This window comes from Paenibacillus sp. FSL R7-0048 (genome assembly GCF_038004505.1).
Taxonomy (GTDB): Bacteria; Bacillota; Bacilli; order Paenibacillales; family Paenibacillaceae; genus Paenibacillus_AQ; species Paenibacillus_AQ odorifer.
Genome location: NZ_JBBORF010000001.1, coordinates 4,365,086 through 4,387,520 on the forward strand (window position 1 = coordinate 4,365,086; position 22,435 = coordinate 4,387,520).

The following is a 22,435-nucleotide window of genomic DNA, read 5'->3' on the forward strand; positions in this document are numbered from 1 at the left end:
TAACGGTTAATCGTTCTGCATAAGGAGATCACGGTTCTTCTCGAGCGTTCCCCTCAGCCGCAAAATAGCTTTGGAATGCAACTGCGAAATTCTTGAAGGAGATAACGACATGACCTCAGCAATCTCACTTAAAGATAAATCTTCATAATATAAAAGGGACACAACGGTCCTTTCTTTCACCGTTAATTTCTCAATACCTTTGGTGAGCGCTTCGCGCAAGTAGAATTCATTTACCTTGCTATCCGGATTCTTAGCTTTATCGTCCACCAGTATGGACATTCGGGTCTCTGATTCCTCTTCACGAATCGGGTCTTCCAGTGAACAAAGTGACATCACAGCCACATCCTGCAACATATTTTGAAATTCCAGTTCACTAATATTAAGGTATTGGCTCATTTCCTCGTCACTAACTGACCTTAAGTGCTTCTGCTCCAGCTGCTGATAAGCGTCCTCAATTTTTTTAGCTTTTTCCCTAACGGATCTAGGTACCCAATCACTTTGGCGTAATGAATCTAATATCGCACCACGCACACGCCAGGACGCATAGGTCTGAAACTGCAATCCTCGTTTGTAGTCGAATTTCTCAATCGCATCAATTAGTCCCACAACCCCATTACTGGCTAAATCATCTTTGGATACATTTTTGGGTAATCCCACAGCCAAACGACTGGATACATAATCAACAATATGGAGATAACTCTCTATCAGCTTCTTTTTGGCATCAGGGTCTCTGTGTTCTTTCCACTGTTCCCATAGCTCGTCAGTTTCCAATTGAGAAGCTTTACGCTCGTTCAATAGCTTTCACCCTTCCCAAAGTTTAGTCAGCGAGCATTCGCGGCGAAATGTACCTTCCAATAAGATCACCGATTCCGCCTCAGCCCTCACTTATTCTTCTTTCAGGTGACGAACGGCCTTGGCCAATTCTTCAGGATCCTTCATCGAAACTAGCTTAGGAGGTGTAAGAGGCTTAAATCCCTCGCTATTTTCGTTTCCTTGTCCTGGCTTCGGTTTTAGTAGATTGATTAATTCTTCATCCTCATTAGGCGTGCTGATATCCAGCTTCGCCCCAAGTTCTTCACCACCAGTATCCACTTCATCCGGAGGCGATGTTTGAATCATAATAAAACCCAATACCCATCTTACGAGGAAAGCAAGCAGAAACCAGATGATAAATGCAATTAGGCTTCTTAATAAACTAGTACCCAATACATTGTTACTGTAGGTTACAAAAAAGGTAAATATGAAACCTACCAAACCCGACACCAAGTTTATCAAAATGTTTCCAATCATATTCATAATTATAGTTCCTTAGCGCCTTTTTGCACACTGCGAATAAACAATATACCAGTGTTGCAGGCTATTTCTATCGTACGGCCATAATTGCCGCCTGTGTCTTCTGCGATTAACGGAATTTTTAAATTTTCAAGTGCTAGTTTACAAGATTCAACATTACGAGGCCCGATCCTCATGGTGTCGCTCCCCCCGGCAAAGGCAAACATTTGTGAACCTCCGGCCATCTTGGCTACGATCCGGCTCCGAACCGCCCCAAGCTCTAGCAGACGGGATAAGAGCTCCGGCACTGCAGTATCTGCAAACTTAGCGATGTTTAACTGCCCTTCCCTAGCAATCTCAGATGATGGGAGCATTACATGCGCCATCCCTGCAAGCTTTTTTCCAGGGTCAAACAATGTTAATCCCACGCAGGAGCCAAGACCTGTGGTACGAATTAAACTGTCTTGGCTACCCACGTTAAGATCCGCCATCCCTACTTTAATAATGCTTTGTTCTTCAATCATTTTCAAAAGGAACTCCTAGCGATTTGAAGATTTTCGGGAATGATTCCGGATCGGGAATAAGGAAAAATTGCCCTTCAATTTCGTTTTTTCCTTCGAAGAAGGTAGTGTCGATCAACAATGCATCGTCCCCCATCTGCCCGAATTGCAGCAGACCGTAGCTAAGGATAGCGCCAGCCATGTCCATAGCAAGGGCCGGCACCGTTGGATACATAGAAAGTGCGGTGAAATCTGCTAGAGAAGAAAGATACGATCCTGCCAAAATATTGCCAATTTCGCTTAGTGCAGAGAGCTCCATTTCTCCAAGCTCTTCATTACTCGATAGCTCAATGCCCGCAATACGACTAAGCAAGTTCATAGCCGCTTCTGGTGACAGAATGAAAAACAGGTTACCTGGAGCTTCACCCTCCACACGTAGAAACACCGCATATACAAGTTCTTCGGCTCCGCCAACTTTATCTGTTATTTCTTCAAAGTTAAGGAGCTGTACCTTAGGAACAGCCATATCTATCGGCTTATTCAAGAGCTGTGATAATGCGGTGGCTGCATTTCCAGCACCAATGTTCCCAACTTCCTTAAGCACATCCATTTTGAAATCCTTATAGTGCTTAAATAGTTCCACAGGTTAGCCCTCTAGGCTTTCTAATTGAACGATTTCGCTTTTGTTAAGCACTTCTGACAAGTTAAGCATAATCAGTAAGCGCTCGTCTCCAATCTTGGCCACCCCATCCAAATACTTTGCCTTGATGCCGCCAACAACATCAGGAGGTGTATCAATAGAATCTCTGTTCAAATCTATAACATCATTTGCAGAGTCTACAATGAAGCCTACTTCCATTTCATTAACAGAGACGATGATGATTCTTGTCTGATCGGTGTGTTCAGCCTCTTCGATGCCGAAACGGCCCCGTAGATCAATTACAGGAATAACAACCCCACGTAAATTAATTACACCTTTGATAAATGAATAGGTCTTAGGTACACGAGTAATGGGCATCATGCGCTCAATAGTTTGTACCTTTTCAACTTCAATTCCATATTCCTCTACGCCTAATTTAAACACTATCACTTTAATATCTTCAGCCATGGAATGAACCTCCCTGTTCTATCCTAGTTATTTAATAAAAGCGTTCGGATCAATAATAAGTGCTACTTGACCATCACCAAGAATGGTTGCGCCAGATATTCCTTGTACATCAGGCAAATATTTACCCAGATTCTTAATCACAACCTCGTTCTGGCCAATAAAATCCTGTACTGCTAAGGCAACTAATCTTTCTCCCTTGCGCACCACTACGATTTCTGTTTCTTCTTCGGTACTCTCATCATAATCTGGTACTGAAAAGAGACGACTTAGTGAAACCAGAGGAATATGCGAATCACGGAATTCTACCATTTTATTGCCATGGATTGTACGGATCTGAGATTGCTTCACGATTCCGGTTTCCACTATAGAGGTCAAAGGAATGGCATACTTCTCGGAACCTAATCGGATAAGCATTGCAGCAATGATTGATAGAGTTAAAGGCAGCTGCACTGAGAAATTTGTTCCTTTACCTGGAGCAGAATAAATCGTTACATTGCCGCCTAAAGAAGAAATCTTAGATTTCACTACATCCAGCCCTACCCCGCGGCCTGAAACATCAGAAATGACCTCTGCTGTACTGAAGCCTGGGGCAAATAACAACTGAAAAGCTTCATCGTCCGACATACTGGCTGCCTGCTCTTGTGTTATAACACCCTTCTTCACAGCAGATTTCAGAACCTTCTCTGGATAAATCCCTGTTCCATCTTCTTCGATCTCAATGAAGACGTGATTACCACTGTGGAAAGCCCGCAAATAGACCGTTCCGGTCTCAGGTTTACCAGCAGCAACACGATCCGCAATGGATTCGATACCATGGTCAACTGCATTACGCAATAAATGCACCAGCGGATCCCCGATTTCGTCAATGACCGTTCGGTCCAGCTCAGTTTCTGCTCCCGTGATGATAAGATCTACTTTTTTGTCTAGTGACTTGGCTAGATCACGAATCATACGTGGGAATCGGTTAAATACTGTATCTACTGGAACCATCCGCAGCTTCATTACAATATTCTGGAGATCTCCGCTTACCCGGCCCATATGCTCAACCGTTTCTGTAAGATCACCATTTTGAACCTCAGAAGCCAGCTGTTCCAATCGGACACGGTCGATAAGAAGTTCACTGAATAAATTCATCAACACGTCCAAACGTTCAATATCTACACGAATGGTACGTGATGGTGCCCCACCTGTTTTGTGAGCTGCCGGTTTGTTTCCTTCTTCTTTGGTTGGCAGGGGTTTAGCGGCAGAAGCGGCAGGTGTAGCTGCTGCTGGAGCCTCAGTAGTCGTGGCAGCCACTTCAGAGGCTGCTGCTGTTTCTTGACCCAGCTGTTGCAGAGAGTCTTGATCCAATGCTACTGCCGATACCTTATCAATCTCAGACAGATTTAGTATCATAGCCTGAATTTGATCAGCACTTTTTTGAGTTATGTAATAGAGAGAGAAGCTTTGATCAAATTTCTCTTGTTCAATATCCTGAACGGATGGGAAGGATTTAACCACTTCACCTGAACGCTCCAAAAGATCAAACACCATATATGCACGTACTGCCTTAAGCTGACAATCCTTGCGAATGGTTACGTCCACATATAATACTTGATGTCCTTCTTGAATCGACTGTTCTAGAACAGAAAATTGAAACTCATCTAAATGAATCGGGGTTTCAACCGCTTGTGCAGCAGGTCCTGAGACAGAAGCTGCCTCACCACCCGCAACAGGAATCTCTCCCCGGACTATAGCCTGTAAGGAGGAGACGATAGACGAAACATCCGCTTTACCCTCGCCTCCTCCCGTAATATCCTCAACCATAGACTCCAAGGCATCCAAACTTTTGAACAACGTATCAAAAATGAAATCCTGCATGCGCAGTTTGTTGTTGCGTACCAAATCAAGAACATTTTCCATTTGGTGTGTGAGTGAAGCCAAATCTTCAAAGCCCATAGTTGCTGCCATACCTTTTAAGGTATGCGCAGAGCGGAATATTACCTGTACAATACTAATGTCCTCAGGATTCGCTTCCAGCCCCATCATGCTCTCGTTCAATGACTGCAGATGATCGTTCGACTCATCAATAAACATGGATAAATATTGGTTCATGTCCATCAGTGAGCACCTCCCCTTTGAGTTCGCTTTTCTGTTATTTAACAGCTTGCACCAGCCTTGGAGCAATTTCTTGCAAAGGCAGTACGTGCTGGACGCACTGTAATTCCACCGCAGATCGCGGCATTCCATATACGACACAAGTTTCTTCGCTTTCAGCAAAGGTTGAGGTTACCCCAGAGTCGTATAAGGATTTCATCATTCTTGCCCCATCACTACCCATCCCTGTCATTAGTAACAAATGACGTTCTAACGATGTGAGCGGCAGCAATGATTCAAATAAAACATCCACAGAAGGTCGATGGCCATTACGTGCCTCCTCCTTTGTGAGTACAACCGCATATTGCCCTCTAGAGGATGGGACAACTTGTAAATGATAGCCTCCAGGTGCTATATAAGCAGTTCCTTTTTGCAATATCATCCCCTGCTCAGCTTCAATCACTTCTAGCGGGCTGAAGGTATTCAGTCGCTGGGCTAGTGATTTGGTAAAGTTAGGCGGCATATGCTGCACAATAACAATAGGCGCTGGAAAATCTGCAGGAATCTTCTCCAGAAATACCTTTAGGGCACGTGGTCCACCTGTAGAGCACCCCACGGCAACCAACTTTTGCAGATCATTACTCCCATACTTCCGGACCTGAGGATTTGCAGGAGCGTCAGAAGACACTTCCACTTTAGGTTTAGGCAACGGTTTTGGTGGGGTAGCGTTATTCTCTACTCTTGACCTTGCATTACTCTTTTCTGATAAAGGTGGTGGAGTAGAGATTAATGGTTTTGCTGCTCTTTTAGGAACAGTATGATCTAACGGCTGCTTCACCCGCGGTTTTTTGGTCACTTCATTTTTGAGTGAAGCTTTAGGTTCTACCTTGGGTTTGCCGGGCATCACTCTCGGTACAGTTGGCGGTGCGACTTCTACTGGCGGTATGTCTGGCAACTTAAATGCAGAAGCACGTGCTTCGCGCTGCTCCCGGGCCATCATAGCCTCTTTCATTTGTTCCCTTAAGGATTCTCCCACTCCCATGATATCCTGAGAGTTGGTAATCGAAGGTTTACGAATAAAGTCAAAAGCGCCCCATTCCAGTGCAAGAATGGTTTCCTTCATGCCCTCTTCATTGATCCCTGACAGCATAATCACTGGCAGAGGGTCTGAGGCCATTATTATTTTCAGCGCTTCCAGGCCGTTCATTTCTGGCATTTCTACATCCATAGTAACCAGATCTGGACGAAGCTCATTGATTTTTTCGATAGCCTCACGACCGTTTTTTGCTGTTGCCGTCACCTGAAAGTCAGCGTCATTTTCAATTAAATCGGAAATGATCTTGCGCATAAATGCCGAATCATCAACAACCAATACTTTATATGGCTTCATATCATTTCCACCTCTGTCCCAAATTCAGAACAACTATTTACTTCGCTTTAACCATTTATGGATAAAGCCTTTAATCCCTTGGACTTTTGTGGTCTTTTTAGAATCAATGGTCAAATAACTTAGGGCAAGCCGATGTATATCCTTTGCAGCAATACTGTTTGGAAAAGCCAATGTGAAAGGCGTTTGCCTTTTGACAGCCTGCACTACATGGGCATCTGAGCTTATATGACCAAGATAAGAAATATCTAATTGCAAAAAACGACTGGCGGCCATTCGGATCTTGTCGCTTGTCGCTATGGCTTCCCTTTCATCACCTGCCTGGTTCACAATCAATTTAAAGGAAGTCTCAGGATAGGAACGATTCACAACCTTCATTAATGCGTATGCATCTGTGATAGCTGTTGGTTCTGGTGTAGTAACGACTAAGCAATCGTCGGCAGAAGTTATAAACTTCATCGTTTCCTTAGATAATCCAGCACCTGTATCGAACAAAATATAATCCATGCTGTCCGCGATAAGTGCTATCTGATTTGTGAAATAATCAAGATCAGACTCTGAAAGAGTAAATAGCTCATCCATTCCAGAGCCACCAGCTATAAAAGGGAGCGAATTCGGACCGTATTGAATAATCTGCTCGATATCCGCTTCTCTTTTTAACAAATGATAAAGATTATATCTCGCCGATACGCCCATCAACACATCTATATTAGCCATGCCGATATCTGCATCGAACAGCAAAACCCGTTTGCCCATAGCTTTTAAAGTTAGAGCGAAGTTAAGTGTAAAATTCGACTTACCAACGCCCCCTTTACCACTACACACCGTAATGATCCTGGCGGATGATCCCCCTCTTACAGCTACTTTAGAATCCTGACTGGATACAAGCTGTCTTAAGGATTGTGCCTGATCCATCATGTTTCACCTGTTCCAAGAAGCAACTCACTAAGCTGTCCTTTGGTAGCCATAAGCAGATCATCAGGTACATTTTGACCATCGGTCATATAAGACAAGGTAAGTGGGAAGTCATTCAGGACATTAAAGAGCGGGCCGTAACTCCCCGTCTCATCCAGCTTTGTGAAAATAACCTTGTCCAGTCTATATCTGCCGAAATGCTCTGCAATAAGTTTCATATCTCGGCTTTTGGAGGTCAGGCTAAGCACAAGATAGGTTTCACTTCTCAATTCCTTCGCAAGCAAGCTTTGCAGTTCTGCTACTAGCATATCATTGCGATAATTTCGGCCAGCTGTATCCATTAATACTAGATCACAACTCTCCAAGCGAAAGAGTGCTCTTTGCAAATCTCCTGGCGATTGGACAACCTCCAGTGGGACATTGAGGATAGCAGCATAGGTTCGCAACTGTTCAACAGCTGAGATTCTATACGTATCGGAGGTGATAAATCCTACCTTGCGTCCGTGCTTAAATAGCTGTTCTGCCGCAAGCTTAGCTATGGTTGTGGTCTTTCCAACTCCAGTGGGTCCGGCAATATATACAATTTGAGTATCCCGGGCAATTCCATCAGCAATTCGTCCCGTCAGGAAACCATCAATCTGTTCTTTAAGAGATCCCATAAATTTCTCAGGTCCCCAAGTACGCCCTTCATCTACCCAACGTTCCGAGATGTTACTGATCCATTCCTCAACAAGCACAGCATCCATTTCTTGCTCTAATAAAAGATCCCGTAGCTCCTGCAGACTGTCTGGCAGTTCTCTTCCACCTGAGGATTGTCTGGCAATTCGCTCCATCCAGAGCTTCATATCTCTAATCTCACGTAGAACATCATTTTCGAGAGCAGTGGCAACCTCTGGCGATTGTTCTAATCCTAATGATTCATACAACGCTGATACAGAAGGTGCATCTTCCAGATTTAATTCAGGAAGTTTTTGCTCAGGTACTGGCTCCGGATGCTTGGCTATCGATTCTTGTACATTGATAGCTTCCGATAAGGCTGCGGCAATCTCAGCAAACGTCCGTGACTCTTCTGGCTTTTCTAATGAAACAGAAGGTACGGAAGGTATAGAAGATGTAGTTGAAGCAGATGACGCTTTTTGATAAGCCTGTGGTACTGCACTCCGTGGAATGTTCATCGCTGGCGCAGCCGGCTTTTTTGGAACATTATTCTTCTCTGCCTTTTCTACTGCTGCTACAACTTCTATTTTTTTCTTCTTAAATAACCCTAAAAATCCGCCGATTTTGATTTCCTTTGTACTTAAAATGACGGCCTCGCTCCCAAGCTCGTTGCGAATGGAAAGCATGGCGTCAGGCATCGAATCGACCACGTAACGCTTCACTCTCATAAATTCACCACTCCGACGCTTTGTATTTCAATGTTAGGCTCTAGCTCGCTATAAGACAGTACAGGAATGTCCTGCATCGTTCGTTCAATCACCTGCCGCAAATACATACGAATGGTTGGTGATGTGAGCACTATTGGCTGTTGCCCTGTCTGCAGCAATCGATTGATCTGTTCACTTAACCGCTGATAGATCGTTTGTGTCGAAGTTGGATCAAGGGCCAAATAACTTCCCTGTTCAGATTGCTGCACACTCTCGGAAATTTTCTTTTCAAGATTAGGTCCAACCGTGATGACTTTCAGTGTCTCTCCTACTTGTGAGAATTGCTGAGTAATCTGTCTGGACAAGGACTGACGAACATATTCAGTGAGAATATCCGGATCCTTGGTGTATGTCCCATAATCCGCCAATGTCTCAAAAATCGTAACCAAATCTCTGATCGATATCTTTTCACGAAGCAGCTTAGCAAGAACCTTCTGCACATCCCCAATCGCCAATACGGAAGGAATAAGATCGTCGACGAGCACTGGATAATTATCCCTAAGGTTGTCCACCAGCATCTTAGTTTCTTGTCTTCCTATCAGCTCATGTCCATGACGTTTGATTAACTCCGTCAGATGTGTTGCGACAACAGATGGAGGGTCTACTACAGTATAGCCGGACAATTCAGCCCGCTCTTTAACCGATTCATCAATCCATAATGCTGGAAGCCCAAAGGATGGTTCGATGGTCTCAATACCGTTTATAGATTCATCATCATATCCTGGACTCATTGCAAGGTAATGATTAAGTAATAATTCACCACCGCCGACTGTATTTCCTTTAATTTTTATGACATATTCATTCGGTTTTAGTTGAATATTGTCGCGAATGCGAATAACAGGTACTACAAGACCCATTTCTAGGGCACATTGCCGTCGAATCATGATGATACGATCTAACAGATCGCCTCCCTGACCTGTATCCGCCAAAGGAATAAGACCATAACCAAACTCGAATTCAATGGGATCAACTGACAGCAAATTAATGACACTTTCCGGACTTCGTACCTCTTCAATCTGCTTCTCTTCAACAAGTTGCTCTTCGGCAATCTGTTTCTTATTTAAATTTTGTCCCATACGGTAGGCTGCAAAAGCCAGCAATCCGGCCAATGGGAGCGTTGTAATCATATGTATGGGTGTAAAGAGTCCAAGAAAAGCTACCGTAACTGCGACAATATACAACAATTTCGGATAGGACAACAACTGTCCTGTCAGCTCTTCTGCAAGATTACCTTCCGAAGAAGCTCTAGTAACAATCAAGCCGGCTGCTGTCGAAATCAGCAAAGCTGGAATTTGACTGACGAGACCGTCCCCGATGGTTAATACAGAATAAGTGGATAACGCAGTAGCAAAGTCCATCCCGTGAACCATCATACCGATGATAAATCCACCGATGAGGTTGATCAGCAAGATGATAATACTCGCAATCGCGTCTCCTTTAACGAATTTACTCGCACCGTCCATGGCTCCGAAAAAATCCGCTTCGCGTTCTACGTTACGACGACGCTCACGTGCCTGGGTTTCGTTAATCATGCCTGCGTTAAGATCGGCATCAATACTCATTTGCTTACCGGGCATCGCATCCAAGGTAAATCTAGCGCCTACCTCAGCTACGCGCTCTGAACCTTTGGTGATAACAATAAACTGAACTACTACCAGGATCAGAAACACGATAAACCCAACAGCAATTTGTCCGCCAGCGATCCAGCTACCGAAAGTAGATACCACTGAACCGGCATCTCCGTAAGTCAGGATCAGTTTTGTAGTCGAGATGTTAAGTGACAGACGAAACAGTGTGGTTACTAGGAGCAATGAAGGGAAAATTGAAAATTCGAGTGCATTTTTCGTATTCATAGCAACCAGAATGATAATTAATGCGATTGAGATGTTAATAACAAGCAAAACGTCCAATAGCCAGGACGGGATAGGCAGAATCATCATAAGCACGATCCCGATGATGCCTAGCAAAACTGTTAAATCTTTAGCTTTCAATGTCCTAACCCCCCGCCTTATCTCCTCTTACCTTTAAGCTTATATACATATGCCAGCACTTCAGCCACAGCCTGGAACAGATCATTTGGAACGACATCTCCAATCTCTGCCCTTTGGAATAATGCCCGTGCCAGCGGTTTGTTTTCCATAGTCACGACGCCGTGCTCTTTAGCCAGCTCCCGGATGCGAAGTGCTACATAATCCTGCCCTTTTGCTATAATCTGCGGTGCTTCCATCTTGGTACCGTCATATTTAAGCGCAACAGCAAAGTGCGTAGGATTCGTAATGATTACATCCGCATTTGGAACTTCCTGCATCATACGCTGCATGGCCATTCTACGTTGGCGTTCCCTGATCTTACCTTTGATTAGAGGGTCACCCTCCATTTTTTTGTATTCATCCTTGATATCCTGCTTGGACATTTTTAGGCTTTTTTCATGCTCGTATTTCTGATACATGTAGTCCAGAAAAGCCATAACCAATAGGGCAGCCCCGATTTTCAAACCAAGACTCATCGTCAGCTTGGCCGCAAATTTAAAAATCCCCTCCGCACTGATATGCGACAGGGATGCAAAGTTCTTCTTTTCTCCCCATAAAGTGCTATATACCAGATAAGCGATAATTAGAAGCTTAAATATGGATTTCAGGAACTCGACAAACGAACGCATGGAGAAAATATTTTTGAACCCTTTTATCGGATTAAGCTTGCTGAATTTAGGGGTGATCCCCTCTCCTGTGGTCATAAATCCCACCTGCGCCAAATTGCTTACCAGCGCCATAACAAAAACTATTCCAAGTAATGGAGCTAGCAAAATCAGTATTTGTAGTCCATATTGATTAAATAGCAGCGTTATATTCTCAGGAGTAACCTCCAGTGTCATTTGATTCTGAAATACGTCCATATATAGCTTCATGAAACGCTCTTTCATAAAACCACCAAACATCATCAAGCTAACTATTGCGGATAACAATACAACTGCACCGGATAGCTCAGCACTTTTGGCTACTTGACCCTTTTTACGAGCATCTTGCCGTTTCTTCGGGGTTGCTTTTTCCGTCTTTTCACCGGCGAATTGTTGAAGATCCAGTCTATACCGCTTCGTCTTAGGCATAATACGCTCCCCTTACGGTCACCTACGGACTCTTCCCCATGAGACTCAATAAATTCTCCATGGATTCGAACATGATATCGAAGAGATTCTGAAACAGCACAGCCAGACCAGGCATGAGCACTAAAAGCAGTGCAAGACCTATAATGATTTTGAGCGGAACCCCAATAACAAATACATTATATTGCGGAGCCGTTCTCGCCAAGAAAGCAAGGCCAACATCAGTCAGAAACAGCGCAGTTACTAAAGGAGCCGACATTTGAAAAGCGAGTACAAAGGACTGCACAAATGTTCGAACCAGAAACTCTGATAAACTACCGTCAATCATGCCTAGAAATAAATCATTATTCATAGGAACCCATTTATAACTGTACACAATAGCATCTAGCAGATGGTGATGACCATTCATGCTCAGAAACATTAGCAGGGCAATCATATATTTGAAATTACCGATAACAGGTGCAGATGTTCCAGTCATAGGATCAATGACATTAGCAATACCGAAGCCAATCTGAATATCTATAAACGAACCTGCTGTCTGAATCGCCATAAACATCAAATATCCAATGAAACCTAGCAATAAACCTATTAATACCTCTCTGGCAATCAGCAAAATATAACTGAAATCCTGCGGGATTGTAAGTCCTGTTCCGTTAGCACTAAAGACAACCAATGCTACAAAAAAAGAAATGCCAATCTTAAAGGTTGTCGGGACCCCTTGTGAAGAAAATACAGGAACGACAACAAAAAAAGCGGTTATTCGACAAAAAATAAGCAAAAAGACGGGTAAACTTTGCAGTATGGTCTCCATGTTCATTGTTTAACCAATATACATGTAGAGATTACCTAAAATTTGGCTTGTAAAGTCAATCAGCTTCGTGACGATCCACGGACCAAATAGCAATAAAGCCAGTAGCACTGCGACGATTTTGGGAACAAACGCTAGCGTCTGTTCCTGAATCTGTGTCGTAGCTTGAAAAATACTGATTATTAGTCCTACCACCAGACCAAGAATCAGCATGGGTGCGCTGACTTCCAGCACTAAATATACGGCTTGGCTTGCTAGCCCGATTATAAACTCCGTACTCATCCCTCATGCCTCCTCTTTAGGTCAGGTGTTAAAACTAAGAAGTAGTGATTTAATGACTAAGTACCAGCCGTCTACCAGTACAAAGAGCATTATTTTAAAAGGTAATGAAATCATAACCGGGGGAAGCATCATCATTCCCATGGCCATCAGTGTGCTCGCCACAACAATATCAATAATCAGGAATGGTATGAAAATTAAGAAGCCCATTGTAAAAGCCTTTTTCAATTCACCAATTGCAAAAGCTGGCACCATCACCGTCAGTGGAATATCACTGTATGTAGCCGGTTTAGTAGATCCGGTATAACCGGTGTATTTCATAAATAACAGAAGATCTTTGGTGTTCGTCTGTTTAAACATAAATTCTTTCATCGGATCAGCAGCTTTATCAAAAGCCTCAGTTTGGGTGATTGTCCCCTTCATATACGGCTGCAACGCATTTTCATTCACTGTGGCCAGCGTTGGTGACATAATGAACAGGGTCAAAAACAGAGCAAGTCCTACCAGCACCTGGTTCGGAGGCATTGCCTGAGTACCCAGCGAGGTTCTCACAAAACCTAATACGATTACAATTCTAGTAAAGCTAGTCATAAGAACCAGAAACGCCGGAGCAATACTCAGAACCGTAACAAGAAGAAGAATTGATATGGAACTGGTACCACTGCTTGAACCTTCATTACCGACCTGAATATTAACATTAGGTATAGGATCAGCATGTATCGGCGTCATCATAACCACACTGATAATACCGAACAGCAGAATAGCAAGAATTAGCTTCTTTTTCATATATTCCTCGACTCATCCTTAGTAACATCATCCCGAAGCAGCTCTTCCATTTTCTCTTTACGCTCTGGTGCAGAACGAAGCTTGGATTGCAGAGTCTCGTAAAAAGATGATGTTTCACTAAGTTCAATTTCCTGAGATGGAACCTCCCCACGCAGCTTTACCTTTACCTTGGCAATAAGCGGTGCGAGGAAATTATTCTGGTTAGAGGACTGATCCTCAAATGCCGCAATGATCAATGCTACCTCATCCGGATCGGTGACTTTATCCAAAATGGATATATTCTCACCAATCCCGATTAAGTAAAGACTGCTTCCCAGTTCGATAACCTGCATCGACTTATTAGGTCCAAGCCCAATTGCACCAAGCGTTCTTATGGAACGGTTGCTCATAAAGGTCTGATTACGTCGTCCAAGAAAACGAATTAGTACCACTATAAGTACAATGATTATCGCCAGGACAATAATAACTTTAAACAAATTCAGCAGGGTGTTACTGCTTCCGAGCGTTTCGGAATATAACATGACTTTATCCTACGCGCCCAACGTTTTGTTAATAGCTTCGATAACCCGGTCAGCTTGGAAAGGCTTCACGATAAAGTCTTTAGCTCCTGCTTGGATTGCATCGATAACCATAGCCTGCTGGCCCATGGCTGAACACATAATAACCTTTGCAGCCGGATCTACTTTTTTGATTTCTTTCAGGGCGGCGATTCCGTCCATCTCAGGCATAGTAATATCCATCGTGATGAGGTCCGGACGCAGTTCCTTGAATTTTTCTATCGCTTGAGAACCGTCCTGAGCTTCGCCCACTACTTCAAATCCGTTTTTCGACAAAATGTCACGGATCATCATTCTCATAAATGCTGCATCGTCCACGATTAGAATTCGGTTAGCCATTTTTACAAAATCCTCCCTAAGTATGCTTATTGTAATTTCTGAATTCGGTCCCACTGGCTGACGATATCCGTAACGCGTACGCCAAAGTTTTCGTCGATAACAACGACTTCACCTTTGGCAATAAGCTTGTTGTTAACCAAAATATCTACAGGCTCACCTGCGAGCTTGTCCAGCTCAATAATTGAGCCTTGTGACATTTCTAAAATATCTTTGATCTGCTTCTGGGTCCTTCCTAATTCTACGGTTACTCTAAGCGGTATGTCCATCAATAAATTTAAATTATTTTCATCAATATGACCAAAGGCCCCACCATTCAGATTTGCAAATTGCACAGGCTGTACATTTACATTGCGATTTGCCTCAGAATTAAGCGGTGGTGTCTGTCCATATGGCATCCCTTGCGGTGGCATACCGTATGGTGGCATCCCAGGCATTCCGTATGCTGGCATACCCGCTGGAGGATAATAATACCCGCCTTCTGGCATCCCTGGATACGGTGGCATACCCTGCGGTGGATATGGTGGTTGCGTTCCTCCTGCGGGCTGTGAGGGCGCCTGTTGCACCGGAGGTGCTGGAGGTGGTGTCTCAGCAGAATTAGTCACGGCAGGTGTTTCAGCCATTGTGACCGCTGCCTCCTCCTCTGCAGGACTAACATCACCAAGAAGCATGGATACCATATCTTTTGCGAACTGAACAGGCAAGAGCTGCATAATAGTAGAATCTATCAAATCACCAATTTTAAGCCGGAACGAAATACGAATTAGGGTCTCATCGTCTGGCAGACTGCCTACTCCTTCTCCGCTGGACATATTCAAAATGTCGATACCCGGAGGCGAGATATTAACAAAACGATTAAAAATCGTAGACATCGATGTAGCAGAAGAACCCATCATTTGATTCATAGCTTCTTGCACAGCGCTAATATGAATTTCATTCAACTCTTCATCCTTAGGTTCGCCAGCACCGCCAAGCATTAGATCGGCAATAACCTGCGCATCCCTAATCTTAATAACAAGTGAGTTAATCCCTTGAAACCCATCCACATATTGAACGTGAACAGCTACATGCGGTTTAGGAAAAGCAATTTCAAACTCCCCGCGTGTAATGATCGAAACTTGAGGGGTTGTAATATCTACTTTTTTCCCTAGTAAAGTGGAAAGTGCTGTTGCTGCACTGCCAAACGTTATATTACCAATTTCGCCCAAAGCATCCTGTTCAAACGGTGTTAGATAGTCATCTACCGTTTTCTCCGTAGGAGCTAATGAGCCCTCCGCAGATTGTCTCAGAAGGGCGTCGATTTCTTCTTGGGATAAATAATCTTTACTCGTCAAATTCTTCAACTCCTTCATTGACAATTTCGTCTATTTGCACGGCTACCCGATCTTTAACCATTCCGGGACTTCCGATGAACTTAAGCTTCTCCCCTACCTTAATCGACAGTCCAGAATCTACGTTTCTGTTGAGAGAAATCACGTCACCGACACTAAGCCCTAGAAATTCAGATATGGATAAGCTCGATTCTCCAAGTTCAGCAACAATCGGCAGCTTCGCTTTATGAACTCTAGCTCTAATGGCCAGAAGCTCATCTTCATCCCGCGTCTTCTTCTCTGTCACAAACCATTGGTGAACAGAAAGTCTGGACATGATAGGCTCTAAAACGACATGCGGTATACAAAGATTGATCATGCCTGTTGTGTCTCCAATTTTGGTACTTAGAGAGATTAATGCAATGGTCTCATTGGGCGATACAATCTGCATGAACTGCGGGTTCGTCTCAAGAGCTTCCATCCGCGGATGAATATCCAGCACCGTTTTCCAAGCCTCCTGCAGACTCTCAAAACATCTACTAAAGATACGCTCCATAATCGTTGTTTCGATCTCAGTTAGAGCATTAATCTTAGAAGGTGCAGTTCCAAAGCCTCCAAGCAACCTGTCCAGCATAGCAAAAGCAATGTTAGGATGAACTTCCATTACCATGCGGCCCTCTAAAGGTTCTGCTTCAAAAATGTTCAATATCGTCATTTTCGGTATGGAGCGAATAAATTCATCATAAGGGAGCTGCTCTACTTGAACGACATTAATCTGAACGAAGGTGCGCAATTGGGCTGAAAAATACGTTGTAAGATAACGGGCGAAATTGTCATGTATCCGTGTAAGACTGCGGATATGATCTTTGGAAAAGCGGACAGCCCGTTTAAAGTCATAAGAGCGGATTTTCTTCTGAGTTTCTTCCTTTTTAAGTTCATCGGCGTCCATCTCACCTGAAGAAAGTGCAGCAAGTAGAGCATCAATTTCGTTTTGTGATAGTACATCAACCAATTCAATCACCCCCCCATCAAAGAATTATCAGGAATAAAGCTACACAGAAGCCAAAAGGAATTTGGTGATTTCGATCTGAGTAATTTGGCCCTCAGTCAATGTCTTATTGATCAGATTAATAAGCTTACTGCTAAGCTGATCTTTTCCATTCGCTCCATTAAGGTCCTCAGGTTTGGTATCTGCAAGCGTCTTGATAATTATTGGTTTGATTTTGATCTCTTTTATTTTTTCGAATTCTTCCTTTGATTTCGCAGAACTCAGTTGGAAGGCGAAATCTACTTGAAGGATAAAATCGGGATCAGCAAGATTTGTTTTGATATCAATGATCTCTGCCGTCAATTCGACGATTTCATCTGCAGTTAAATGTTTTGTTTCCACATTTTGAACAGCAGCACTTACCTCGTTCGTATCTTTCGGAAAGATCCTGTCCATTAGTAAAAATGCGGCGACCACGATCAGAGTAATCGCTAGTAATATCGTGATGAGCCACGGCATCATCTTTTTCATGTTAGCTCCTCCATTGACTGGATTTTAATGGTGGCAGCATATGTGCCTATGTCCCTGTTATAATCCCGGATCTTCGTAATAACCTCATCGGCTTTTTCGAGAACGATCAGTCTTTTTCCGGTTACGAGCGTAATATATGTATCCGGGCTTTCTTCTACCATTTCGACCAGTAGGGCATTGATCCACATCGGTGTTCCATTTAATCTTGTTACCGATATCATAACAGGCCTCCTAACAAAATAGGGGGAGGAGTAACTCCCCCACGACTCCGCATGAACCATTTAAGAAAATATAAAATTTATTGATTAAATTAACGCTTCAGGTTTACTACTTCCTGCAGCACTTCATCAGAAGTTGTGATGATACGGGAATTCGCCTGGAATCCACGCTGTGATACGATCATTTCTGTAAATTCATTGGTAAGATCCACATTGGACATTTCCAGCTGTCCAGAGATGATTGCCCCGGTGCCATCTTCTGTATTGTTCGCTGTAGTCGGAACTAGTTCGCCTTCTGCATTCGCATTAAGTGTCATACGATACAGATTGCCTCCGATTTTCTCCAGACCAGATGGGTTAGTAACCTTGGCTACACCAATCTTCACCCCAGCTCCAGTCGTTCCATCTTCCATGGTCTGAACAATTGTTCCATCATTAGAGATAGAAAACGCCGTTACATCGTCACCTAATTGAATGATCCCACCGTCGGAATCTAAAACATGAAGTCCGTCAGCGGTAACCAGATTACGCGCAGCGTCAATGTGGAAATCTCCGGCGCGGGTCAAAAATGCAGTATCTTGATCCTCAGTAAGCTTAACCAGGAAAAAACCATCTCCATCGATACGTAAATCTGTTGGGTTGTTGGTAGTTTGAGCACTACCAGCCAAATGTAGGGTATCTATAGAAGCAATACTAACACCTAGTCCAACTTGTTTCGCATTTACCCCACCTTGACCATCCTCACCCGGTGCAGTAACACCAGAAACGGTTTGGCTCATAATATCCTTGAACATAACACGTCCGGATTTAAACCCGATAGTGTTTACGTTAGCAATATTATTACCGATTACATCAAGCTTAGTTTGAAAGCCTCTCATTCCTGAAACCCCTGAATACATTGATCTTAACATGTTTAATGTCCTCCCAGATTATAGAGTCCTAATAACTTTCCAAGTGAATTGGGACCGCGTCAGTCGGTCAGCGGCCGCCTCGGCTTTCCGTTAGGACCAGCCTATTATGAAATCACTATTGCACTATCGATTTGTGTAAATACATTATCTTTGATCGAGTTACCATCCATAGCAGTAACTACTGTGCGATTAGGAACGCTAACGATAAACGCCAAATCCTTCATTAATATCAAGGATTCTTTACTTCCCTTAGCAGCAGCTTTGTCCACAGCAGATGAAATTTGATCCAACTGACCGCTTCCAAGCTCTATCCCTCTTTGTTCTAGGCGCTTAGCAGCATGATTGCTGAATTTTAATAGTTTCTGTTGCAGTAAACTCTCAAAAGAAGCTTCCCCCGCCACAGACTGCTTAGGCAGCGAAGATCGTTGTAACGTTGTAGAATGCAGGGACGCAGGATACAGTTGGCCTATAGTAAGCCTGTCACTCATATGCTCGCCCCGCTTCCTCCGCTATTCTCCGGAGTATTACTATCTGTACCAGAACCGCTTTCTGGTGTTGCTGCGGCATTCTGAATTTGTGTAATATCGGTTAAAGCAATTCTGTCTTTTCCCACAACCGCATATTGAATACCATTGCTAACAACGATAGATTCAACATTACCTGTCTTAGGCAGCTTTGTGGCGGTGTCTGTCCAAGTAATATCTTTACCAATCAACCCGGATACAGATCCAAGGGACTGATTCATAGCATTAAGCTGAGTAGAGATATTCATCAATTGCTCCACGGATGTAAACTGGGCCATTTGCGCAATAAATTCTTTATCTTCCATCGGTTGCATCGGATCTTGATTTTGCAGCTGAGTAATCAAAATCTTCAAAAACTGATCCTTACCTAAAGTAGAATTACCCGTTGTCCGTGCACTAGAGTCGGGAGTTGTATAATTCCACTGATCTTTAGTAGAGACCGGAACTGTTGTCGCCATAACCACTCACCTCTCTTTCCTTTGTTATTAAAGTTAAGCCTTAGCAGAAAAAGATCCACCTTGGGACTGATCTTCTTGTCCCGCATTTGAAACCCAGTCCTTCCATTCACCATTCAGCTCTGCGGCTAGAACAGCATCACTGGCTTCCTCTCTGCTTTCTTTGGAACGTCTACCCTGCTGTCCACTTCCGGAATTAGGTTGGCGTCCTTCCTGCCCCCATTGCGAATTGAGTGGGGTATTATTTTGCGTAACTTCCAGCTTCTCCACTTGAAGACCTTGAGATTGCAATGCAGCGCGAAGCTGGTTCATTTGTTGTTCCAGCATATCTTTAGCGCCGGTATGTTCAGTCATGAACTGGGCAACTAAATGACCATTTTGCATGGTGATCTTAACATCAACTTGTCCGAGATTTTCTGGAAAAAGGGATATAGTCGCTTCAGCGATCCCACCTTTTTGCACAATCTCTAATTTGCCTGTAATGAAACCTGTCATTTCTTGAGCAAATTGCTGAACCGGAACAGGCGCTGCTGGCACTTCAGCCTTCAGCGGTGCTGTAATTCCTCCGCGCAGAGATAACTGCCCCGCAGTAACAACCTCATGATCCCCTTCGTTAGCTGTAATTCCTAGCGGGGAATCTTGAGCAGATTCTGTTGTCTTCGTTTCCCCGGTTACGCCTGTCTTGATTAACGGTGTGTTCGCAGTCTCTGCTTCAGCTTCTTGCACAGTTCCTGATGTCACAGGCGAGCTTACAACCGTATCATTTTTCACTACAACAGCTTCTCCGGAACGACTGCTCACATTCTGAATTGTTTTATCCGTTTGGTTATTTTTGCTTTCAGTAATAACGGGCTGTTGTAAGGAAGAATCAGAATTAATACTCACATTGCTGGTCTTTCCCTTCCCCTTATTAGTGTTAGAGGAGGACTCTTCTAAAAGCGCTGTGAAATTATTCAATAAACTGATTCCCTTAGTTGCAACTTCCTCATTGCCACTTACTGCAGCTTCTTGAATCATAGAAACTAAACTTTGCAAGTCATCTTGAACTGCAAATCTTAATGTATCAGCATTCTGTGCCAATGGTGACAAGCTTCCAGCCACTTCTGCTTCCGTTGTAGTAGTACCATTCTCTGCAGCATGGCTTCCAGATAGAAGTGCAGATACCTGAAGAATCCAAGCTTGCAAGGCTACCAACAGAGCTGGATCACTACTGATACTTTCATCCAGCTTCTCAACATCAGCAGCAAGTTTTTCAAGGAGCTCACCCTTCTGAGTGTCTTGCCCTGCTTGCTCTTCTCCAGTCGGCTGCACTTCCTTTAACAGGCCTTGCAGCAAAGAAGCTAGATTTCCCAATAGGGGTTCAGCTGGAGTCGACGAGGTGTTGGTATTGCCTCCCATGGTTTGTACCAGGGTTTGAGCAAATGGTGCAGCCGTCGTTGTTGTGCCCGTTGTAGTCGATGAACTCCCGTTTACTGCAGTTGCGTTTGCACTGACAAGCGATTGAACGACTAAACTCATTTATTTTTCACCTCCTTTCCCTATCTATTTAGCACCCATCAGACGATTAACAATTTTCGCAGTTTGCGCGCTATCATTTTTAGTCATTTCTCCCAAAATAGATGAACGAACACTATCACTTACGGTATTCATAATCGTCACGACCTTATCAGGGCTAATCTTGTACATTTCTCCTAGTAACGATGCTGCATTAGCAGGAGTCATTGAGCTGAAGGTCTGATTCAACTTTTCCTTATCCAAATTCTTACTGGTTGTTGCTGTTGCTGTTGTGCCGGCATCTTTCTTCAATCTAGATTGAAGGGCTGCGATCGCCATGTCACTCGAAGATGTGGTTTCTTTTAACTTAATCGTTACATCTGCAGCCTTTTGCGGATCCATTTTTTCCAAAATCGCAGTTTTACTCGCTTTATTCATGACACTGAAGATCTGTACCATTTCTTCTGTAGTTAAATTCTCCATGATCGGTGCAGCCTTCGAAGCTTTCATGCCCGCATACAGCTTAGCCAAATCAGAAACCTGTTTCTGATAAGGATCTTCAGTTTCTTCTGTGCTTGCCTCTGCGGTTTCAGCTTCCTTCTTCATACCCTCAATCTGTGACTCTAGCGCCTGAACCTTGGTATCCTGGGCTGTTTTTTCATCTGTAACCTTCTTCAGGTTTTCTTCCTGCTGGGCGAGCTGAGCTTTAAGCTCCTTAATCGTTGTCGCTGAGCTCACTTCCTGCTTTTTGCTTTCTTCCTTCGGTTTAGAAGGATCTGCAGGCGGATCAGGAACCCATTTTTCCAGGATAGGAATTTTATTCGCAACTTCAAGCACATTATTACGAATGTCCATATTAAAAAGCGTCAACAGTACTCCAAGCAGTACTAGCGTGAAGATAATCGGTATCATTAAGAATAAGAACCGCTCAAATTTCCCCGCTGACCCTTCATTTTCAAGTTCCATATCATTATCAATATTAGCCACTAGCGGAAACCTCCCGGGTTAGAGGGATTTCATCGCGAAGCGGACGGTTGCCATCTCATCCAGTTCGTTTTGTTCCCGTAAAATCATACTTTGATGAAACAGTGTCTCAGCCTTGTCTTTTGCCTTCAACCATACTTTTTCATCTAAAACCTTAGTGCTTAACTGATCTTGTTTCTTCTGGACTTCTTGATGTGCACGGCTAATGTCCGTATGCTTACGGGCAATGCATTTATCCAGATATTCCACATACTCCTGCATTTCACGAATCTTAATCATAGGTGTCTTTTGCTCTGCGGCATTTTGTAAGGATAGCATGATAGCACTCCGCTGAAAGATGAGTTCATCCAGGCTTCTTTCCTGTGCCTGCAATTCTCCAAGCGCGCTTGAGAGCATCCATTCTGCCTGTGTCTTCTCATTGCCCTTCAAGTCAACGACTTTTTGAAAAGTATAATGAAACCTCATAATACCG

26 protein-coding genes are annotated in these 22,435 nt (G+C 43.6%); all 26 read right to left on the bottom strand.

All coding sequences use genetic code 11. From position 1 onward, the window contains the following. Window positions 1–6: 6 nt before the first annotated feature. Window positions 7–795 carry a FliA/WhiG family RNA polymerase sigma factor gene (locus NSQ91_RS19405; protein WP_076304472.1) on the bottom strand — a complete coding sequence of 263 codons (789 nt, stop codon included), beginning with the start codon at window positions 793–795 and terminating at the stop codon, window positions 7–9. Window positions 796–885: 90 nt separating this feature from the next. Continuing rightward, entirely contained in the window at window positions 886–1,296 is a 411-nt protein-coding gene (locus NSQ91_RS19410; protein ID WP_370510671.1) for a hypothetical protein, read from the bottom strand. A 2-nt stretch (window positions 1,297–1,298) separates the two neighbouring features. Then, complete coding sequence (locus NSQ91_RS19415; RefSeq protein ID WP_036688499.1) at window positions 1,299–1,796, bottom strand: chemotaxis protein CheD; 498 nt, start codon at window positions 1,794–1,796, stop codon at window positions 1,299–1,301. Next, a complete protein-coding gene (locus NSQ91_RS19420) occupies window positions 1,789–2,382 on the bottom strand; it encodes a chemotaxis protein CheC (RefSeq protein ID WP_282579874.1) in 594 nt (197 codons plus the stop codon). Before NSQ91_RS19420 ends, NSQ91_RS19415 begins: the two co-directional genes overlap by 8 nt. A gap of 36 nt (window positions 2,383–2,418) precedes the next feature. Beyond that, window positions 2,419–2,880: a chemotaxis protein CheW gene (locus tag NSQ91_RS19425; RefSeq protein WP_036688501.1), complete on the bottom strand. Its 462-nt coding sequence runs from the start codon at window positions 2,878–2,880 to the stop codon at window positions 2,419–2,421. 27 nt (window positions 2,881–2,907) lie between these two features. Then, window positions 2,908–4,980, bottom strand: a complete 2,073-nt coding sequence (locus NSQ91_RS19430; protein WP_076304473.1) for a chemotaxis protein CheA — start codon at window positions 4,978–4,980, stop codon at window positions 2,908–2,910. A 34-nt stretch (window positions 4,981–5,014) separates the two neighbouring features. Next, window positions 5,015–6,346 carry a protein-glutamate methylesterase/protein-glutamine glutaminase gene (locus NSQ91_RS19435; RefSeq protein ID WP_076127819.1) on the bottom strand — a complete coding sequence of 444 codons (1,332 nt, stop codon included), beginning with the start codon at window positions 6,344–6,346 and terminating at the stop codon, window positions 5,015–5,017. Window positions 6,347–6,379: 33 nt separating this feature from the next. Then, entirely contained in the window at window positions 6,380–7,261 is an 882-nt protein-coding gene (locus tag NSQ91_RS19440) for a MinD/ParA family protein (protein ID WP_076276206.1), read from the bottom strand. Then, window positions 7,258–8,643, bottom strand: a complete 1,386-nt coding sequence (gene flhF, locus NSQ91_RS19445; protein ID WP_076304474.1) for a flagellar biosynthesis protein FlhF — start codon at window positions 8,641–8,643, stop codon at window positions 7,258–7,260. The genes NSQ91_RS19440 and flhF overlap by 4 nt, the downstream gene beginning before the upstream one ends. Further along, window positions 8,640–10,673, bottom strand: coding sequence for a flagellar biosynthesis protein FlhA (gene flhA, locus NSQ91_RS19450; protein WP_036688509.1), 2,034 nt, complete (start codon window positions 10,671–10,673; stop codon window positions 8,640–8,642). Before flhA ends, flhF begins: the two co-directional genes overlap by 4 nt. A 17-nt stretch (window positions 10,674–10,690) precedes the next feature. Beyond that, window positions 10,691–11,785 (bottom strand): flagellar biosynthesis protein FlhB, encoded by a 1,095-nt coding sequence (flhB, locus tag NSQ91_RS19455; RefSeq protein ID WP_076304475.1) that lies wholly within the window; start codon window positions 11,783–11,785, stop codon window positions 10,691–10,693. Window positions 11,786–11,807: 22 nt separating this feature from the next. After that, a complete protein-coding gene (fliR, locus tag NSQ91_RS19460; protein ID WP_076220245.1) occupies window positions 11,808–12,593 on the bottom strand; it encodes a flagellar biosynthetic protein FliR in 786 nt (261 codons plus the stop codon). Window positions 12,594–12,602: 9 nt separating this feature from the next. Further along, complete coding sequence (gene fliQ, locus NSQ91_RS19465; RefSeq protein WP_076220246.1) at window positions 12,603–12,872, bottom strand: flagellar biosynthesis protein FliQ; 270 nt, start codon at window positions 12,870–12,872, stop codon at window positions 12,603–12,605. Window positions 12,873–12,893: 21 nt separating this feature from the next. Beyond that, window positions 12,894–13,655 carry a flagellar type III secretion system pore protein FliP gene (fliP, locus tag NSQ91_RS19470; protein WP_036688518.1) on the bottom strand — a complete coding sequence of 254 codons (762 nt, stop codon included), beginning with the start codon at window positions 13,653–13,655 and terminating at the stop codon, window positions 12,894–12,896. Further along, complete coding sequence (locus NSQ91_RS19475) at window positions 13,652–14,176, bottom strand: flagellar biosynthetic protein FliO (protein ID WP_036688521.1); 525 nt, start codon at window positions 14,174–14,176, stop codon at window positions 13,652–13,654. Before NSQ91_RS19475 ends, fliP begins: the two co-directional genes overlap by 4 nt. Window positions 14,177–14,185: 9 nt before the next feature. Beyond that, window positions 14,186–14,551: a response regulator gene (locus NSQ91_RS19480; RefSeq protein ID WP_076127811.1), complete on the bottom strand. Its 366-nt coding sequence runs from the start codon at window positions 14,549–14,551 to the stop codon at window positions 14,186–14,188. Between the two features lie 26 nt (window positions 14,552–14,577). Next, the gene (gene fliY / locus NSQ91_RS19485) at window positions 14,578–15,882 is read right to left on the bottom strand and encodes a flagellar motor switch phosphatase FliY (RefSeq protein ID WP_076182668.1); all 1,305 of its coding nucleotides are present in this window, start codon (window positions 15,880–15,882) and stop codon (window positions 14,578–14,580) included. Then, window positions 15,872–16,870, bottom strand: a complete 999-nt coding sequence (gene fliM / locus NSQ91_RS19490) for a flagellar motor switch protein FliM (protein ID WP_036688529.1) — start codon at window positions 16,868–16,870, stop codon at window positions 15,872–15,874. Before fliM ends, fliY begins: the two co-directional genes overlap by 11 nt. Before the next feature lie 39 nt (window positions 16,871–16,909). Beyond that, on the bottom strand, window positions 16,910–17,377 hold the full coding sequence (locus tag NSQ91_RS19495; protein ID WP_076100380.1) for a flagellar basal body-associated FliL family protein: 468 nt from the start codon (window positions 17,375–17,377) through the stop codon (window positions 16,910–16,912). Then, window positions 17,374–17,598, bottom strand: a complete 225-nt coding sequence (locus NSQ91_RS19500; protein ID WP_036688535.1) for a flagellar FlbD family protein — start codon at window positions 17,596–17,598, stop codon at window positions 17,374–17,376. Before NSQ91_RS19500 ends, NSQ91_RS19495 begins: the two co-directional genes overlap by 4 nt. Window positions 17,599–17,687: 89 nt before the next feature. Continuing rightward, window positions 17,688–18,506: a flagellar basal body rod protein FlgG gene (gene flgG / locus NSQ91_RS19505; RefSeq protein WP_036688538.1), complete on the bottom strand. Its 819-nt coding sequence runs from the start codon at window positions 18,504–18,506 to the stop codon at window positions 17,688–17,690. Window positions 18,507–18,610: 104 nt separating this feature from the next. Continuing rightward, on the bottom strand, window positions 18,611–18,994 hold the full coding sequence (locus tag NSQ91_RS19510) for a TIGR02530 family flagellar biosynthesis protein (protein WP_036688541.1): 384 nt from the start codon (window positions 18,992–18,994) through the stop codon (window positions 18,611–18,613). After that, window positions 18,991–19,488: a flagellar hook capping FlgD N-terminal domain-containing protein gene (locus tag NSQ91_RS19515; RefSeq protein WP_036688543.1), complete on the bottom strand. Its 498-nt coding sequence runs from the start codon at window positions 19,486–19,488 to the stop codon at window positions 18,991–18,993. The genes NSQ91_RS19510 and NSQ91_RS19515 overlap by 4 nt, the downstream gene beginning before the upstream one ends. Window positions 19,489–19,521: 33 nt before the next feature. Next, window positions 19,522–21,003, bottom strand: coding sequence for a flagellar hook-length control protein FliK (locus NSQ91_RS19520; RefSeq protein ID WP_076190878.1), 1,482 nt, complete (start codon window positions 21,001–21,003; stop codon window positions 19,522–19,524). Between the two features lie 24 nt (window positions 21,004–21,027). After that, entirely contained in the window at window positions 21,028–21,945 is a 918-nt protein-coding gene (locus NSQ91_RS19525; protein WP_076127908.1) for a MotE family protein, read from the bottom strand. Window positions 21,946–21,984: 39 nt separating this feature from the next. Then, window positions 21,985–22,428: a flagellar export protein FliJ gene (fliJ, locus tag NSQ91_RS19530; RefSeq protein ID WP_076304476.1), complete on the bottom strand. Its 444-nt coding sequence runs from the start codon at window positions 22,426–22,428 to the stop codon at window positions 21,985–21,987. Window positions 22,429–22,435 lie beyond the last annotated feature (7 nt).